Here is a 16,072-nt window from a genome sequence, read left to right on the forward strand (position 1 = left end):
ACCTACCTTCCTTCTGTTATTTATAGCGGCCTGTTTTTCCCCCGCATTGGGGATTCGATAGTGCGTGTGTATGTAGGAGAAGCAACATGCAAGAAGGGCAAAACCGTAAAACCTCGTCCTTGAGCATTCTCGCCATCGCTGGGGTGGAGCCGTACCAAGAGAAGCCGGGCGAAGAGTACATGAACGACGCCCAGTTGTCGCATTTCAAGCGCATTCTTGAAGCGTGGCGCAACCAGCTCAGGGACGAAGTGGACCGTACTGTATCGCATATGCAAGAAGAGGCAGCCAACTTCCCTGATCCGGCCGACCGTGCCACTCAGGAAGAAGAGTTCAGCCTTGAACTGCGTAACCGTGACCGTGAACGCAAACTGATCAAAAAGATCGAGAAAACGCTGAAGAAAGTGGAAGACGATGATTTCGGCTACTGCGAATCTTGTGGCGTGGAGATCGGTATTCGTCGCCTCGAAGCGCGTCCGACCGCCGATCTGTGCATCGACTGCAAGACGCTGGCCGAGATCCGCGAAAAGCAGATGGCCGGCTAATACCGCTACTCTAAATGATTGGAGCTGCATCAAGGCGGCAAGAATGCGCATCCCGATGAGCTTACTCAAGTAAGTGATTCGGGTAAGCAGGCGCAGCTAACACAGATGCAGTTTCAAGTATAACGAGTATGTTACCGCTGCGGCGTGCGTACCCGCGTGCGCCGCACAGAGAAAAGGGAACCCCTCCCCTCTGATATGCAAGAAAGTCATTATGTGGGGCGTTTTGCCCCATCGCCTTCCGGGGATCTGCATTTCGGTTCGCTGATTGCCGCTCTGGGAAGCTACCTTCAGGCTCGCGCCCAACGCGGGCAGTGGCTGGTTCGCATCGAAGATATCGACCCGCCGCGTGAAGTCCCCGGCGCCGCCGCTCGCATCCTGTCCGCGCTGGAACATTATGGTCTCCACTGGGACGGCCAGGTCATCTATCAATCCCAACGTCACGACGCCTATCGCGCCGCGCTGGATCTGTTGCAGCGCCAGGGGCTCAGCTATTACTGCACCTGCACCCGCAGCCGCATCCAGCACATCGGCGGATTGTACGACGGCCACTGTCGTGACTTGCAGCTCGGCCCGCAGGGCGCCGCCATCCGCTTGCGCCAGACCGCGCCCGTTTACCGGTTCCACGATCGCCTGCAGGGAGAATTGCAGGCCGATCCGGCGCTGGCGGGGGAAGACTTTATCATTCGCCGCCGCGATGGGCTGTTCGCCTACAACCTGGCGGTGGTGATCGACGACCATTTTCAGGGCGTGACCGAGATTGTCCGCGGCGCCGATCTGATCGAACCGACGGTGCGCCAAATTGCCCTCTACCGCCAGCTGCAGGCGCCGGTGCCCGCTTATGTGCATCTGCCGCTGGCGCTGGGCGCCAACGGCATCAAGCTGTCGAAGCAAAATCATGCGCCGGCGTTGCCCGCCGGCGATCCGCGGCCGGTGCTGATCGCCGCGCTGAAATTTCTGCGCCAACCGCTGCCGGAAAGCTGGCAAGATCTTGACCTGCCATTATTATTGAGCTGGGCGATCGAACACTGGCGGTTGGAAAACGTGCCGCGTCAGGAGGCTATCCCTCTGGATGAAAACACGCCGGCATTCTCAAAGGAGCCATGGTGAGCTATGATTAGCCGCTATTTTTTGTTAGCTCCATTTTTATCAGTCACTATCGAGGTGTACCATTTTTACCCGAGTAGCCAACTTCTGTCGTAAGGTACTGACCCGCGATGACAAGCTGCCCCGCGACGACGCGGCGGCCGGCGATAAAAACGTAGTCCGCGAAGAGCGTGCCGCGGCGCCAAGCCGCCCTGCGCCGCAGCCGCGCGCCGCCGATAACGGCAGCAACGCCCCTGCCCGCCGCTCAACGCCGCGCAAGCGTCCGCCTTTTCCTATCGCCGAGAGCAACGACTCGATGACCGTGATCCCGCGCGAACAGCACTCGATCTCCCGTAAAGACATCAGCGAAAATGCGCTGAAAGTGCTTTATCGCCTGAACAAGTCCGGCTACGAGGCTTATCTGGTCGGCGGCGGGGTGCGCGATCTGTTGCTCGGCAAAAAGCCGAAAGACTTCGACATCACCACCAACGCCACGCCGGAACAAGTGCGCAAACTGTTCCGCAACTGCCGCCTGGTCGGCCGCCGCTTCCGTCTGGCGCACGTGATGTTTGGGCCGGAGATCATCGAAGTGGCCACCTTCCGCGGTCACCACGAACAGAATCAGGAATCCGACAAGAATTCCTCCCAGCAGGCGCAAAACGGCATGCTGCTGCGCGACAACATCTTCGGTTCGATCGAGGAAGACGCCCAGCGCCGTGATTTCACCATCAACAGCCTGTACTACGGCGTGGCGGATTTCACCCTGCGCGATTACGTCGGCGGCCTGAACGATCTGAAACAAGGCGTGATCCGCCTGATCGGCGATCCGGAAACCCGCTACCGCGAAGATCCGGTGCGCATGCTGCGCGCGGTGCGCTTCGCCGCCAAGCTGGACATGCGCATCAGCGAAGAGACCGCCGAGCCGATCCCGCGCCTGGCCTCGCTGCTGCATGAGATCCCGCCGGCGCGTCTGTTCGAAGAATCCCTCAAGCTGCTGCAGGCGGGTTACGGTTTCCAGACCTACCTGAAGCTGTGCGAATATCAGCTGTTCCAACCGCTGTTCCCGCTGATCGCCCGCAACTTCACGCCGAACCACGATACGCCGATGGAGCGCATTCTGGTGCAGGTGCTGAAGAACACCGATCATCGTCTGCAGAACGACATGCGCGTCAACCCGGCGTTCCTGTTCGCCGCCATGCTGTGGTACCCGCTGCTGGAGCACGCGCAGAAGCTGGCGCAGGAAAGCGGCCTGGCCTACTACGACGCCTTCGCGCTGGCGATGAACGATGTGCTCGACGAGCAGTGCCGCTCGTTGGCGATCCCGAAACGCATCACCACGCTGGTGCGCGATATCTGGCAGCTGCAGCTGCGCCTGTCTCGCCGTCAGGGCAAACGCGCGCACAAACTGATGGAACATCCGAAATTCCGCGCCGCCTATGATCTGCTGGCGCTGCGTGCGGAAGTGGAAGACAATCAGGAGATGCTGCGTCTGGCCGAGTGGTGGGGCGAGTTCCAGGACGCCACGCCGGCGCGGCAGAAAGCCATGCTGAGCACCCTGGGCGACGATCCGGCGCCGCGCCGCGCGCGCCAACGCCGCCCTCGCCGCCGGGCACCGCGCAAAGAAGGGGCATAATGATCCGCGTTTATATCGCGCTGGGCAGCAACCTGGCGCAGCCGCTGCAACAGGTTAACGCCGCGCTGGAGGCGCTGGAGCATCTCCCGCGCACCCGGCTGGTCATCTGTTCTTCGTTTTACCGCACCAAGCCGCTGGGGCCGCAAAACCAGCCGGACTTTCTCAACGCGGTGGTGGCGCTGGATACCCTGTTGCCGCCCGAACAGCTGCTCGACCATACCCAGGCGATAGAACGCAATCAGGGGCGCGTGCGCAAGGATGAGCGCTGGGGGCCGCGCACGCTCGATCTGGATATCATGCTGTACGGCGACAAGGTGATCCATACCGAGCGCCTGACGGTGCCGCATTACGGCCTGAAAGAGCGCGAATTCATGCTCTACCCGCTGGCGGAAATCGCCCCCGATCTGATTTTCCCCGATGGCGAACCGCTCGCCAGCTGCCTCAAGCGCGTGCCGGAAAACGGCATGGCGCTGTGGCATCAGCCAAAACCCAAGTCCTGACCCACCTACAGCGCCAACCGCGCTACAAATCCCCCCGCCGGGCGATTGGCGAAACTGACCTGCAAACCATGCAAGCCGGCGATACGCTGCACGATAGATAACCCCAGACCGCTGCCGGTTTGTTCCTGTCCCGGCGGGCGGTAGAAACGTTCTCCGAGCCGCGCCAGATGCTCCGTGGTGACACCCGGACCGTCGTCCGCCACCGTCAGCGAACGTTCGCTCAACGTCACGGTGACGACGCCGCCCTGCGGGGTATAGCGCACCGCGTTGTCCAGCAGATTGCGCAACAGCAACGACAGCAGCAAGGTTTCTCCCTGACGCGGCGGTGGCGTTCCCTGATGTTCATAGCGTAGCGTCACGCCCGCCGCATGGGCCTGCCGATCCTGCTCCGCCAGGGTCATCGTCACCAGATCGTTCCAGTCGACCGGCGCAAGTTCGGCCAGATCCGACAGCGAATCCAGCCGCGACAGCGTCAGCAGTTGATCCACCAGCCGGGTGGCGCGGTCGATGCCGAGCGTCAGATTGTCCAGCGCGTGCTCACGCATCGGCGCATCGTCCCCCGCCAGTTGCACCACTTCAGTCTGCACCCGCAGCGCCGCCAGCGGGCTGCGCAACTCGTGCGCGGCATCGGAGGTGAAGCGCCGCTCCCGCACCAGCAAAGCGTTGATGCGGGCGAACAGCGCATTGAGCGCATCCACCAGCGGGCGCACCTCGGTCGGCACCTGGCGCGCATCCAGCGGCGTGGCGTCATCGGGCGCGCGCCGGCGCAAACCGGCCGCCACCGCGCGCAGCGGCCGCAGCTCGCGCCCGACCATCAGCGCGATCAGCAGCATCAGCACCGGCAGCGTCGCCAGCCAGGGCACCAATTGGCCCGTCACCATGCCCAGCGCCATATCGCGCCGGTAATCCCACTCCTGCCCCACGACAATGCGATAGCGCCCGTCGGGGCTGGTCAGCCATACCAGACGCCAGCTGTCGTCATCGCCTTTGCGCTCGCCGTCGGTAAAACCTTCACGCTCCCCGTCAAACAGGAAATCAGCGCCGTTCTCGCCGTCGTTGAGCAGCATCTTGCCTTGGCGATCGAAGATGGCGAACGCCAGCGCGTCGTCGTCCTGCTCGCCGCGCTTGCCGTGATGCACCAGCTTCTTGGTTTTCGGCAGGCTGCGCGCGCTTTCATCGGCCAACAGATCGCCAAGGTTGGCGGTCGCCAGCCGTTTGGCGAACAGCATCTGTTGGGTGTCGAACACTTCGTTGATGGTGTTGCGCGACATCACCCAGGCCACCACGCTGGCGGTGCTCCAGGTCAGCAGCGCCAACAGGCTGAAGATCAGGATCAGGCGCAGCCGCAGGCTGAGACGCTTCACGGCGCATCCCCCAGCGTGTAACCCACGCCGTGGATGGTGCGGATGAAGCCGTTGCCCAGCTTGCGCCGCAGGTGGTGAATATGCACCTCCACCGCGTTGCTGCTCACGTCGTCGTCCCAGTTGTACAGTTTCTCCTGAATCAACGGCCGCGCCAGCACCCGCCCCTTGTTGTGCAGAAACAGCTCCAGCACCGCCAATTCGCGCGGCGTCAGCGTCACCGGTTCGCCGTTGCAGCTCACGCTGCGGGTGGCGCTGTCGAACACTACGTTGCCGTGCGTCAGCTGCGGCATCAGTTGGCCGTGACGACGCCGGATCAGCGCCTGCAGGCGCGCCGCCACTTCGGCCAGCGCGAACGGTTTGCACAGATAATCGTCGGCGCCGCTTTGCAGCCCGCTGACCCGCTGCTCCAGCGCGTCGCGGGCGGTGAGGATCAGGACCGGCACGTCCTGCCCGGCCTGGCGCCACTGGCGCAGCAGATCCAGGCCGTCGAGGCCCGGCAGGCTGAGATCGAGGATCACCGCGTCGTACGGCGCACTGTCCAGCGCATTTTTGCCGACGGCGCCGTCGGTGAACCAGTCCAGGTTGAAGCCGAGTTTAGTCAGCCCGGCCTTGATGCCGTCACCGATCAGTTTGTCATCTTCGATCAACAGAATTCGCATGAGTATCCCTTTTGAGTCTTGGCGCCATTGCACCACAAGGTTCTTAAGAACCGCTTAAGCATGGCGATCCGCGCTACCCACCCCGATCGGGTTACAGTAGAATGGCTGCACTTTTTTGCAGCTTGGGCCTGCGTAAGCCGCACGGCCCGTTTCAGGAGACGTTGTGATGAAACCCACCACCGTGACCCATTTGCGCCAGTGGAAACAGGAGCAGCGCAAGTTTGCTACCCTTACCGCCTACGATGCCAGCTTTGCCAAACTGTTTGAAGAGCAAGGCATCAAAGTCCTGTTGGTGGGCGACTCGCTGGGCATGACGCTGCAGGGCCACGACTCCACGCTGCCGGTCACCGTCGCCGACGTGGCCTACCACACGCGCGCCGTGCGCCGCGGCGCGCCGGCCTGCCTGCTGCTGGCCGATCTGCCGTTCATGAGTTACGCCACCCCGGAACAGACCTTCGCCAACGCCGCCGAGCTGATGCGCGCCGGCGCCAACATGGTGAAACTGGAAGGCGGCAGCTGGCTGTGCGACACGGTGAAAATGCTCGCCGAGCGCGCGGTACCGGTGTGCGGCCACCTGGGCCTGACGCCGCAGTCGGTCAACGTGTTCGGCGGCTATAAGGTGCAAGGGCGCGACGAACTGGCCGCCAAACAGCTGTTGCAGGACGCGCAGAATCTTGAACTGGCCGGCATTCAGCTGCTGGTGCTGGAATGCGTGCCGACCGATCTGGCGCGCCAGATCACCGAAGCGCTGTCCATTCCGGTCATCGGCATCGGCGCCGGCAACGGCACCGACGGCCAGATCCTGGTGATGCATGACGCCTTCGGCATCACCGGCGGCCACACGCCGAAGTTCGCCAAGAACTTCCTGGCGCAGAGCGGCGATATCCGCACGGCGGTGCAGCATTACATTCAGGAAGTGGAGCAAGGCCTCTACCCGGCGGCTGAACACTCTTTTAACTAAGCGATGGTTCCAGGAGTCCCCCAATGATTATTATCGAAACCCTGCCGATGCTGCGTCAGCAGATCCGCCGCTGGCGCCAGGAAGGCAAACGCATCGCACTGGTGCCGACCATGGGCAACCTGCACGACGGCCACATGACGCTGGTCGATGAAGCGCGCGCCCGCGCCGACGTGGTGGTGGTGAGCATCTTCGTTAACCCGATGCAGTTCGATCGGCCGGACGATCTGGCGCGCTACCCGCGCACGCTGCAGGAAGACAGCGAGAAGCTGACCCGCCGCGGCGTCGATCTGGTGTTTGCGCCGGCCCCGGCCGCGGTTTATCCGCAGGGCCTGGAGCAGCAGACCTACGTCGATGTGCCGGGCATCTCCACCATCCTGGAAGGCGCAAGCCGGCCGGGCCACTTCCGCGGCGTTTCCACCATCGTCAGCAAGCTGTTCAACCTGGTGCAGCCTGATTTGGCCTGTTTCGGCGAGAAGGATTACCAACAGCTGGCGCTGATCCGCAAAATGGTGGCGGACATGGGTTACGACATCGATATCGTCGGCGTGCCGACCGTGCGCGCCAAAGACGGCCTGGCCCTCAGCTCGCGCAACGGTTACCTGACCGCCGAAGAACGCAAGGTTGCGCCGCAGCTGAGCAAAATCATGAACGCGCTGGCGCAACAGTTGGCCAATGGCGAGCGCCAGGTCGAAACGCTGCTGGAGCAGACCGCCGAGCAGCTGCGCGCCGCCGGCTTTACGCCGGATGAGTTGTTTATTCGCGACGCCGACAGCCTGCAGCCGCTGACGGTGGACAGCCAGCGGGCGGTGGTGCTGATGGCCGCCTGGCTGGGCAAGGCGCGTCTTATCGACAACCAGCAGGTCGACCTGACGCTGTAAGCCGTTTTTTATACTGTCGTCACCCTGAAGCCCTGGCCATTGGTAGACAATGGCGAAGCAATCGGTGACGATAGAGATTGCAGGGATGCAGGAGAGATGTTCAACCCCAGCGCCTGTGAAGGCCGATATTCAGTTAGGTAAAGCTATGATACGTACTATGCTGCAAGGCAAGCTGCATCGCGTCAAAGTCACTCAGGCTGACTTGCACTATGAAGGATCCTGCGCCATCGACCAGGATTTCCTGGAGGCCGCCGGCATTCTGGAATATGAAGCGATCGATATTTACAACGTGGATAACGGCCAGCGCTTCTCCACCTACGCCATCGCCGCCGAGCGCGGTTCGCGCATCATATCGGTCAACGGCGCCGCCGCGCGCTGCGCCTGCGTCGGCGACAAACTGATCATCTGCTCCTATGTGCAAATGACCGACGCCGACGCCCGCCAGCACCACCCGAAAGTCGCCTATTTCGAAGGTGACAACAACCTGCAGCGCAAGGCGAAAGCCGTGCCGGTTCAGGTCGCCTGACAATAAAACGGGCGCCTTGCGCGCCCGTTCTTCCTTATTGCACCACCACCGTGCCCGGCTTGTTGGCTATCCGATCCGCCATGGTCTGGATCGAGTCGGTGCGCAGAATATACAGCCGCTTCAGCGTATAGGGGTTATCCCCCGGCTTCACCTTGCCCTGCACCGTGGTCACCGCCAGATGGAACCCGGCGTCCTGCGCCGCCTGAATCGCCCGTTGGTTATAACCGCCGAACGGGTAGGACAGATACAACACGTGCGGGTTGAACTGCGACAGCGCGCGGCGCGAGCGCTCAAAATCGAACTCGATATTGTGCAGCGAACGGCTCAGCAAAATCGGCTGGCGATTGCCGTCGGTGCGGTGCAGGAAATGGGTATGCGACTGCACGTCGAACACGTCCTGAATCTGCTTGAGCTCCGAGACGCTCATAAACTGCAGCGAGTCCGGGTTCCATTTCTGCGGGTGGCGTTTGATGCGCGAAGAGATGATGAACGCCGTGGCGCGGAAACCGTAATCCTTCAGCACCGGGTAAGCGTAGCGATAAACCGACTTCAGCCCGTCGTCAAAAGTCAGCACGATCGCCTTGCCCGGCAGGTTGATCTGATTTTTCAGGTAGGCTTCCAGCTGGTACAGCGAAATGGTGTCGTAGCCCGCCTGCTTCAGGTAGGTCATCTGGTTGCTGAACGCCACGTCTGAAGTGGTGGTCGAGGTGTGGCGGAAGCGTTTGTTCTCTTCGTTTTTCAGCAGGTGGTGGTAAGTCAGCACCGGTATGCCGTTATCGATCTCGCAGTCCAACTCATTAATGAACCCCAGTCGCTCGCCGATGTTGACCTCGTACCAGGTGTTGTTCAGGCGATCCTTCAGCTTGCCGATGATCGGATAGCGCAGGTTGCCTTCCAGCGTGCCCAAGACCTCGCTGTCCTTGTCCGCTGCGGTGTATACGTCGATCGTTTTTTGCGTGATCAGATTCTGGTTGGTCAGCGGTTTGTTCAGCTCGCCCAGATCGTCTTGCACCTTGCGCGACTTCTTCAATTCACGCACGTCGTCTTTATCGATAAAGCCGGTACCATGCCCAAATTTGAATTCGTAGTATTCCGCATCCGCCGGGAACACCTGGATCAGTTGCCCGCGCTTCACTTCCCCTACCGGGATCACATGCTCGCCCACCAACGCATAGACTTCGCTATCGCGCTGCGCTTCCATGTATTCAGATTTAACCGCGCTGTCTTCCGACAGCAGACTAGCCAGGCTCACAGGGGAAACCAACGACATCAGAATGCCGAGCAACCCAGCCGTTAACGTGTATTGAGACCGCATGATGATGTTCTGCTTACGAGTGCGTAATGACAAAAGTGGAGGAAATGTGGAGCGCCAGCATAGCACGATTTGAACAGCGGGGAACTAGCGGTTATTTGAGCAATTCTATTGATTTACGCGCCGCCTGCGCCAAATCAAGAAAAGCGCCCCCGCCGGGAAAGCGAGGGCGCGATACGATCAGCTGCGCAGGCCGCGGCCGCGCTCGATCAGGTACCAGGACAGCAGGTAAAACACCGCGATAAACGCCACCAGCACCGCCATGGTGAACGCCAGCGGCACATCGTTGATGCCGAGGAAACCGTAGCGGAAGCCGCTGATCATATAAACGATGGGGTTCAGCTTGGACACCGCCTGCCAGAATGGCGGCAGCAGCGACAGCGAGTAGAACACCCCGCCCAGGTAAGTCAGCGGCGTCAGCACGAAGGTCGGGATCAGGCTGATGTCGTCGAAAGTGGTGGCGAACACCGCATTGATCAGCCCCGCCAGCGAGAACAGGATCGCCGTCAGCAGCAGCGTCAGCGCAATCACCCACCAGGCGTGCACCTGCAGCGGCACGAAGAACAGCGAGATGATGGTCACCAGCACGCCGACGCAGATGCCGCGCGCCACGCCGCCGCCGACATAGCCGGCGATCACCACATGGGTCGGCACCGGCGCCACCAGCAGTTCCTCAATGTTGCGCTGAAACTTGGCGCTGAAGAACGACGAGGCGACGTTGGCATAGGAGTTGGTGATCACCGCCATCATGATAAGGCCGGGCACGATGAACTGCATGTAGCTGAAGCCGTGCATATCGCCGATGCGCGAGCCGATCAGGTTACCGAAGATGATGAAGTACAGCGTCATGGTGATCACCGGCGGCACCAGGGTCTGGATCCAGATGCGCGCGAACCGGTTTACCTCTTTGGCCCAGATGCTCTGTAAGGCCACCCAATACAAACGCGTCATGCTTTCTCTCCATTGCCGTTAACCAGGGTGACAAACAGCTCTTCCAGGCGGTTCGCCTTATTGCGCATGCTCAGCACCTGCACGCCCTGCGCGCTCAGCTGGGCGAACAGGCCGTTCAGCCCTTGCTCGCGCATCACCTCCACTTCCAGCGTCGAGGTATCCGTCAGGCGGCTGTGGTAACCGTCCAGCTTCGGCAGCGGGCTCTTCGCCGCCAGATCGAGGATGAAGGTTTCCGACTTCAGCTTGGCCAGCAGCCCCTTCATCGAGGTGTTTTCCACCAGTTCCCCGTTCTGGATGATGCCGATGTTGCGGCACAGCATTTCCGCCTCTTCCAGATAGTGGGTGGTGAGGATAATGGTGGTGCCCTGGGCGTTCAGCTCTTTCAGGAAGCCCCACATCGAGCGACGCAGCTCAATATCCACCCCGGCGGTCGGCTCATCGAGAATCAGCAGCTTCGGCTGATGCATCAACGCGCGGGCGATCATCAGGCGGCGCTTCATGCCGCCGGACAGCATGCGGGCGCGCTCGTTGCGCTTGCCCCACAGATCCAGCTGATTGAGGTATTTTTCGGCGCGCGCCATCGCTTCACGCCGCGTGACGCCGTAGTAACCCGCCTGGTTCACCACGATCTGCAACACGGTCTCAAACGGGTTGAAGTTGAACTCCTGCGGCACCAGGCCGAGCTGGCGCTTGGCGTTGACGATGTCTTTATCGATGTCGTAACCGAACACCCGCACGCTGCCGGCGGTTTTGTTCACCAGCGAGCTGATGATGCCGATGGTGGTGGACTTTCCGGCGCCGTTTGGCCCCAGCAGGGCATAAAAGTCCCCCGCTTCGACGCTCAGGTCGATGCCGCGCAGCGCCTTGACGCCACCGGCGTAAGTCTTGGTCAGCTGCGCTAATTCCAGTGCATAATTCATATGTAAAATAGTACCTTATAACGATGAGTATGCCGCCGCGCCCCTGTTTGCGAGGCTTGAAACACTAACAATAATCCTAGCATCGACGGCGTTTTCACTGCGTCGAATCCGTGCGGTAAATGAGGCTGCACCACTGTTCCGATTTCCAAATTGTGACGCTTACCCTATATTACCCCAACGCAATCTGTCCGTTACGGGTCAATCACCTTCATGAAAGAAATCGAAGAGCTTATCGCCAACAACCAGGCCTGGTCGGCCAATATCAGTCAGGAAGACCCGGAATTTTTTGAACGTTTAGCCCAGGCGCAAAAGCCCCGCTTCTTATGGATTGGTTGCTCTGACAGCCGCGTTCCCGCAGAACGCCTGACCGGCCTCGAGCCGGGTGAACTGTTCGTCCATCGCAACGTGGCGAACCTCGTGATCCACACCGATCTTAACTGCCTGTCGGTGGTGCAGTATGCGGTAGATGTGCTGGAAGTCGAACACATCATCATCTGCGGCCACCTGGGCTGCGGCGGCGTGCAGGCGGCGGTGGAAAACCCGGAACTGGGGTTGATCGACAACTGGCTGCTGCACATTCGCGATCTGTGGTACAAGCACAGCTCGCTGCTGGGCGAGCTGCCGCCGGAACAGCGTTTCGACATGCTGTGCGAGATCAACGTCATTGAGCAAGTGTACAACCTGGGCCACTCCACCATCATGCAGTCCGCCTGGAAGCGCGGCCAGAAGGTGATGATCCACGGTTGGGTGTACGGCATTCAGGACGGCCGTCTGCGCGATATGGAAGTGCTGGCGACCAGCCGCGAGAGCCTGGAGATGGGCTACCGCAAAGCGATAGCCAAACTGAAGCAGGATAAAGGCGTCTAACCCCGCCGCGGGCGCGGCTTGCCGCGCCCCACATCCAATTACTCGTCCAGCAGCACCACTTTGCCGACGTACGGCAGGTGACGGTAGCGCTGAGCGTAGTCGATGCCATACCCCACCACGAACTCATCCGGGATCGAGAAGCCGACATATTCGACCGGCACCTGCACTTCACGGCGCTCAGGTTTGTCCAGCAAAGTGCAAATCGCCAGCGATTTCGGCCCGCGCAGCGCCAAAATCTCGCGCACTTTGTTCAGCGTGTTGCCGGAATCGATGATGTCTTCCACGATCAGCACGTCTTTGCCGCGAATGTCTTCGTCCAGATCCTTGAGGATCTTCACGTCGCGGGTGGTGGACATGCCGCTGCCGTAGCTGGAGGCGGTCATAAAGTCGACTTCGTGCGGCACCTCGATCGCGCGGCAGAGATCGGCCATGAACATGAAGGAGCCGCGCAGCAGCCCGACCAGCACCATGTCGCTGCCGCTGTCGCGGTAATGTTCGGTGATCTGGCGGCCAAGTTCGGCGATACGGGTCTTAACTTCCTGCTCGGAAATCATTACGTCTACAGTGTGTTTCATAGTATTCAGGTCAGTTGCCGGAAGAAAGGCGCAGAGTTTAGCATAGCCTTTCGCCGGTGGCGACGCGAGCGCACCGCCACCTGAGCGATGGACCGCGATCAGTCGTTGACGGTAAAGCCCATCATCATGCCGGTATCTTCGTGTTCCAACAGGTGGCAGTGGGCCATATACGCATGTTCGCTGCTTGCCGGATGATCGAAGCGCACCAGCACTTCGCTGCGCCACCCTTCGACGCGCACCGTGTCCTTCCAGCCGCTGCGATGCGCCGCCGGCGGTTTGCCGTTTTCCGACAAGATACGGAACTGGGTGCCGTGAATGTGGAACGGGTGCAACATCATGTCGCCCTCACCGGAAATAGTCCATTTCTCATACTGGCCTCGTTTGGCGGCGAACATCGGCTTGGTCATATCGAAGGCCTTGCCGTTGATCATGTTGCCGTGGCTGAAATCGAACGGTTTGGCTTTGCTCTGCGCGCCGCCGTGATCCATCCCGGCCATCTTGCCATGATCCATGCCCTTCATGTTGCCGTGGTCCATGCCCTGCATGCCGCCCTTCTCCATGCCTTTCATGTCTCCAGCGCCCGTCGCGCCATGATTCATGCTCATGCCGGCCATCGCCTGGTGGCCATAGCGATCCATCAGCGCCTGCATGCCGAGCCTATCCAGCTGCGGATCCATCATCAGCTGCAGCCAACGCTCCTGGATGCCGGTGGTGGCAGGCAATGTCGGCAGCTTCACCAGGCTGTCCGGCATGGTTTTGATACCCTGTGCCAACGACGGCTGAATGCGCAGCACCGGCAGCGGTTGATCGAACGGCGCCAACGTCATGCCCATCTGCTTCACCGGCAGCGTCACGATATCAAACGCTTTCCCGTCGGAGGCATCAACCAGCACTTCAAAGCGTTCGCCCATCAGCATCGGCAGCTCGGTCAGCTTCACCGGCTCCGCCAGGAAACCGCCGTCGCTGGCGATAACATACAGCGGACGGTTGTCACTGGCCGCCAGATTCAACGAGCGGGCGTTGCAACCGTTGAGAAAACGCAGACGCAGCCAGCCGCGCGGCGCCAGATGTTGCGGATACTGCGCGCCGTTGGTGAACATGCGATCGCCAAACCAGCCCACCGCCGCGCTCATCACGTCCAGGCGGTATTCGATCTGCGCGTCTTTGCCCAGCCGCTTATCCTGCAGGATCACCGGAATATCATCCTGCCCCCAGGTTTTCGGCAGCGGCAGTTTGGCGCTTTCATCGTCTTCCAGCAGTACCAACCCCGCCAGCCCCATCATCACCTGGCTGCCGGTTTTACCGTGCGTGTGCGGGTGGAACCAGCAGGTGGCCGCCGGTTGATCGACGGTGAAATTCACCGTGCGCGTCGCGCCGGGGTGGATCAGCGCCTGCGGGCCGCCATCGACGTCGCCGGGAATTTCCAGCCCGTGCCAGTGGACGGTACTGGCCTCCGCCAGGCTGTTTTTGATATCGACCGTCACCGGCTGGCCACGCTGCAGCTTCACCGCCGGCCCGAGCAGCGCGCCGTTGAATCCCCAGGTTTTGGTGGCGGCGCCGGGCAACCAGCGGGTTTCCCCCGCCTGCAGCGCCAGCGCAATCTTTCCCTGCGCGCCCGGCGTCAACAGCGGCGGTACCGGCAGGGCCGGCCGATCGGCCGGCCAGGCCGCCCGGCTCCATAACGGCAATGCGCTCGCCGCGCCCAGCGCAGCGGTTAATTTAATAAAATCACGGCGTAACATCGCTGACTCCCTTTTCTCAGTGACATAACTCAATGCCGCCAGCCTAAACCTTCCCCCAGGCGGAAGGTCAAGCCTTTCCTGGCGGTATTTTAAGCTATGCCTCACAATCAGAGAGTGTGACTGACACACGCGACGCCGGCCCGGCAGCAATAAAATTTGGTGCCTTTACAGGCAAGTGTGGTAACGTCAACAGACGACAAACAGGCCTATTTCATGATGAAAAAAACAACGTTATCGATGCTGTTGCTGGCGATGCTGGGCTTCTCCAACGCCAGTCTGGCGCTGAATGAATCCGAGGCGGAAGATCTGGCCGATCTGACGGCGGTATTTATTTATTTGAAAAATGATTGCGGCTACAACGATTTGCCAAATGTGCAAATCAAACGCGCTATCGTCTATTTCGCACAACAAAACCGCTGGGATTTGAGCAACTACAACAGCTTTAACATGAAGGCGCTGGGCGAAGACAGCTATCGCGATCTCAGCGGCATCGCCATTCCAACGCCGAAGAAGTGCAAATCGCTGGCGCGCGACTCGTTGAGCCTGCTGGCCTACGCCAACTAATTCCGCCCCTCTCCCCCACCCGCCTTTCGCTCTCTCTGTCTGAAATTCAACCGTGCATCGCCAGACAGAGTTAGCTATGATGTTGCGCCGATTTTTCATGGCTGTTATTACGGAGTTTCCCGCACATGACCCAGAAAGAAATTTGGTACGAAACGCTGCATACGGGCTTCGGCCAGTACTTCTCGGTAGAGAAGGTGCTGTACCGCGAGAAGACCGATCATCAGGATCTGGTGATCTTCGAGAACCCGGTACTGGGGCGCGTGATGGCGCTCGACGGCGTGGTGCAAACCACCGAGCGTGACGAGTTCATCTATCACGAAATGCTGACCCACGTGCCGCTGCTGGCGCATGGCCAGGCGAAGAAAGTGCTGATCATCGGCGGCGGCGACGGCGGCATGCTGCGCGAAGTCAGCCGGCACCCAGGCGTGGAGCAGATCACCATGGTCGAGATCGACGCCGGCGTCGTCGAGTTCTGCCGCCAATACCTGCCCAACCACAGCGCCGGCGCCTATGACGATCCGCGCTTCAAGTTGGTGATCGACGACGGCGTCAACTTCGTGAATCAAACCCACGAAACGTTCGATGTGATCATCTCCGACTGCACCGATCCGATCGGCCCCGGCGAAAGCCTGTTCACCTCGGCGTTTTATGAAGGCTGCGCCCGCTGCCTGAATGAGGGCGGCATTTTCGTCGCGCAAAACGGCGTCTGCTTCCTGCAGCAGGACGAGGCGGTCAACAGCCACGCCAAACTGAGCCGCTACTTTAGCGACGTCAGCTTCTATCAGGCGGCGATCCCGACCTATTACGGCGGCATCATGACCTTTGCCTGGGCGAGCCAGAACCCGGCGCTGCGCCAGCGCGATCTGCCTACCCTGCAACAGCGCTTTAACCAAAGCGGCCTACACTGCCGTTATTACAACCCGGCAATTCACGTCGGCAGCTTTGCCCTGCCGCAATATTTGCTCAATGCCCTGAACGTAACACGTTAAGCGAGA

17 protein-coding genes are annotated in these 16,072 nt (G+C 60.6%); 10 read left to right on the forward strand and 7 right to left on the reverse strand.

Features of this window, described 5'->3' with window-relative positions; translation table 11 throughout:
• The first annotated feature begins 86 nt into the window (after nucleotides 1–86).
• The 4 genes from dksA (at nucleotide 87) to folK (ending at nucleotide 3,758) form a co-directional block, all read left to right on the forward strand.
• Nucleotides 87–542 (forward strand): RNA polymerase-binding protein DksA, encoded by a 456-nt coding sequence (gene dksA, locus J0F90_RS20430; RefSeq protein ID WP_004937569.1) that lies wholly within the window; start codon nucleotides 87–89, stop codon nucleotides 540–542.
• A gap of 195 nt (nucleotides 543–737) precedes the next feature.
• Nucleotides 738–1,649, forward strand: coding sequence for a tRNA glutamyl-Q(34) synthetase GluQRS (gene gluQRS / locus J0F90_RS20435; RefSeq protein WP_016930059.1), 912 nt, complete (start codon nucleotides 738–740; stop codon nucleotides 1,647–1,649).
• A gap of 61 nt (nucleotides 1,650–1,710) precedes the next feature.
• Nucleotides 1,711–3,258, forward strand: coding sequence for a polynucleotide adenylyltransferase PcnB (gene pcnB / locus J0F90_RS20440; RefSeq protein ID WP_071591451.1), 1,548 nt, complete (start codon nucleotides 1,711–1,713; stop codon nucleotides 3,256–3,258).
• On the forward strand, nucleotides 3,258–3,758 hold the full coding sequence (gene folK / locus J0F90_RS20445; protein WP_016930060.1) for a 2-amino-4-hydroxy-6-hydroxymethyldihydropteridine diphosphokinase: 501 nt from the start codon (nucleotides 3,258–3,260) through the stop codon (nucleotides 3,756–3,758). The genes pcnB and folK overlap by 1 nt, the downstream gene beginning before the upstream one ends.
• A 5-nt stretch (nucleotides 3,759–3,763) precedes the next feature.
• Here the strand turns inward: folK and qseC are convergent, their stop codons facing one another.
• Nucleotides 3,764–5,122, reverse strand: a complete 1,359-nt coding sequence (gene qseC / locus J0F90_RS20450) for a quorum sensing histidine kinase QseC (RefSeq protein WP_033639409.1) — start codon at nucleotides 5,120–5,122, stop codon at nucleotides 3,764–3,766.
• Nucleotides 5,119–5,781: a quorum sensing response regulator transcription factor QseB gene (gene qseB / locus J0F90_RS20455; RefSeq protein WP_033639407.1), complete on the reverse strand. Its 663-nt coding sequence runs from the start codon at nucleotides 5,779–5,781 to the stop codon at nucleotides 5,119–5,121. The genes qseC and qseB overlap by 4 nt, the downstream gene beginning before the upstream one ends.
• 166 nt (nucleotides 5,782–5,947) lie before the next feature.
• On the opposite strand from qseB, the gene panB reads away from it, so the two are divergent.
• The 3 genes from panB (at nucleotide 5,948) to panD (ending at nucleotide 8,146) form a co-directional block, all read left to right on the forward strand.
• On the forward strand, nucleotides 5,948–6,742 hold the full coding sequence (gene panB / locus J0F90_RS20460) for a 3-methyl-2-oxobutanoate hydroxymethyltransferase (protein ID WP_033639405.1): 795 nt from the start codon (nucleotides 5,948–5,950) through the stop codon (nucleotides 6,740–6,742).
• 23 nt (nucleotides 6,743–6,765) lie between these two features.
• Complete coding sequence (gene panC, locus J0F90_RS20465) at nucleotides 6,766–7,620, forward strand: pantoate--beta-alanine ligase (protein WP_033639404.1); 855 nt, start codon at nucleotides 6,766–6,768, stop codon at nucleotides 7,618–7,620.
• Between the two features lie 145 nt (nucleotides 7,621–7,765).
• Complete coding sequence (gene panD, locus J0F90_RS20470) at nucleotides 7,766–8,146, forward strand: aspartate 1-decarboxylase (RefSeq protein WP_004937544.1); 381 nt, start codon at nucleotides 7,766–7,768, stop codon at nucleotides 8,144–8,146.
• Nucleotides 8,147–8,180: 34 nt separating this feature from the next.
• Here the strand turns inward: panD and J0F90_RS20475 are convergent, their stop codons facing one another.
• The 3 genes from J0F90_RS20475 to J0F90_RS20485 form a co-directional block, all read right to left on the reverse strand.
• A complete protein-coding gene (locus J0F90_RS20475) occupies nucleotides 8,181–9,461 on the reverse strand; it encodes a polysaccharide deacetylase family protein (RefSeq protein WP_028127378.1) in 1,281 nt (426 codons plus the stop codon).
• Nucleotides 9,462–9,638: 177 nt separating this feature from the next.
• Nucleotides 9,639–10,409, reverse strand: coding sequence for an ABC transporter permease (locus J0F90_RS20480; RefSeq protein WP_004937535.1), 771 nt, complete (start codon nucleotides 10,407–10,409; stop codon nucleotides 9,639–9,641).
• Entirely contained in the window at nucleotides 10,406–11,329 is a 924-nt protein-coding gene (locus J0F90_RS20485; protein WP_015379030.1) for an ABC transporter ATP-binding protein, read from the reverse strand. Before J0F90_RS20485 ends, J0F90_RS20480 begins: the two co-directional genes overlap by 4 nt.
• A gap of 210 nt (nucleotides 11,330–11,539) precedes the next feature.
• Between J0F90_RS20485 and can the strand changes: the two genes are divergently transcribed.
• Nucleotides 11,540–12,196, forward strand: coding sequence for a carbonate dehydratase (gene can / locus J0F90_RS20490; protein ID WP_016930066.1), 657 nt, complete (start codon nucleotides 11,540–11,542; stop codon nucleotides 12,194–12,196).
• 38 nt (nucleotides 12,197–12,234) lie between these two features.
• On the opposite strand, the gene hpt is transcribed toward can, so the two are convergent.
• Both hpt and cueO read right to left on the reverse strand, forming a co-directional pair.
• A complete protein-coding gene (gene hpt, locus J0F90_RS20495) occupies nucleotides 12,235–12,771 on the reverse strand; it encodes a hypoxanthine phosphoribosyltransferase (protein ID WP_004937527.1) in 537 nt (178 codons plus the stop codon).
• Nucleotides 12,772–12,869: 98 nt separating this feature from the next.
• Nucleotides 12,870–14,513: a multicopper oxidase CueO gene (cueO, locus tag J0F90_RS20500; RefSeq protein WP_033639403.1), complete on the reverse strand. Its 1,644-nt coding sequence runs from the start codon at nucleotides 14,511–14,513 to the stop codon at nucleotides 12,870–12,872.
• Nucleotides 14,514–14,729: 216 nt separating this feature from the next.
• Between cueO and J0F90_RS20505 the strand changes: the two genes are divergently transcribed.
• On the forward strand, nucleotides 14,730–15,077 hold the full coding sequence (locus tag J0F90_RS20505) for a YacC family pilotin-like protein (protein ID WP_033634347.1): 348 nt from the start codon (nucleotides 14,730–14,732) through the stop codon (nucleotides 15,075–15,077).
• A gap of 125 nt (nucleotides 15,078–15,202) precedes the next feature.
• Complete coding sequence (gene speE, locus J0F90_RS20510) at nucleotides 15,203–16,066, forward strand: polyamine aminopropyltransferase (protein ID WP_033639402.1); 864 nt, start codon at nucleotides 15,203–15,205, stop codon at nucleotides 16,064–16,066.
• Nucleotides 16,067–16,072: the final 6 nt, after the last annotated feature.

It is taken from the genome of Serratia marcescens subsp. marcescens ATCC 13880, from assembly GCF_017299535.1.
GTDB lineage: Bacteria > Pseudomonadota > Gammaproteobacteria > Enterobacterales > Enterobacteriaceae > Serratia > Serratia marcescens.

Coding starts and splice junctions, on each gene's coding strand:
- hpt (WP_004937527.1), bottom strand. CDS start 12,771: ATGAAACACACTGTAGACGTAATGATTTCCGAGCAGGAAGTTAAGACC.
- gluQRS (WP_016930059.1), top strand. CDS start 738: ATGCAAGAAAGTCATTATGTGGGGCGTTTTGCCCCATCGCCTTCCGGG.
- qseB (WP_033639407.1), bottom strand. CDS start 5,781: ATGCGAATTCTGTTGATCGAAGATGACAAACTGATCGGTGACGGCATC.
- J0F90_RS20475 (WP_028127378.1), bottom strand. CDS start 9,461: ATGCGGTCTCAATACACGTTAACGGCTGGGTTGCTCGGCATTCTGATG.
- can (WP_016930066.1), top strand. CDS start 11,540: ATGAAAGAAATCGAAGAGCTTATCGCCAACAACCAGGCCTGGTCGGCC.
- J0F90_RS20485 (WP_015379030.1), bottom strand. CDS start 11,329: ATGAATTATGCACTGGAATTAGCGCAGCTGACCAAGACTTACGCCGGT.
- cueO (WP_033639403.1), bottom strand. CDS start 14,513: ATGTTACGCCGTGATTTTATTAAATTAACCGCTGCGCTGGGCGCGGCG.
- dksA (WP_004937569.1), top strand. CDS start 87: ATGCAAGAAGGGCAAAACCGTAAAACCTCGTCCTTGAGCATTCTCGCC.
- panB (WP_033639405.1), top strand. CDS start 5,948: ATGAAACCCACCACCGTGACCCATTTGCGCCAGTGGAAACAGGAGCAG.
- speE (WP_033639402.1), top strand. CDS start 15,203: ATGACCCAGAAAGAAATTTGGTACGAAACGCTGCATACGGGCTTCGGC.
- J0F90_RS20480 (WP_004937535.1), bottom strand. CDS start 10,409: ATGACGCGTTTGTATTGGGTGGCCTTACAGAGCATCTGGGCCAAAGAG.
- panC (WP_033639404.1), top strand. CDS start 6,766: ATGATTATTATCGAAACCCTGCCGATGCTGCGTCAGCAGATCCGCCGC.
- folK (WP_016930060.1), top strand. CDS start 3,258: ATGATCCGCGTTTATATCGCGCTGGGCAGCAACCTGGCGCAGCCGCTG.
- panD (WP_004937544.1), top strand. CDS start 7,766: ATGATACGTACTATGCTGCAAGGCAAGCTGCATCGCGTCAAAGTCACT.
- J0F90_RS20505 (WP_033634347.1), top strand. CDS start 14,730: ATGAAAAAAACAACGTTATCGATGCTGTTGCTGGCGATGCTGGGCTTC.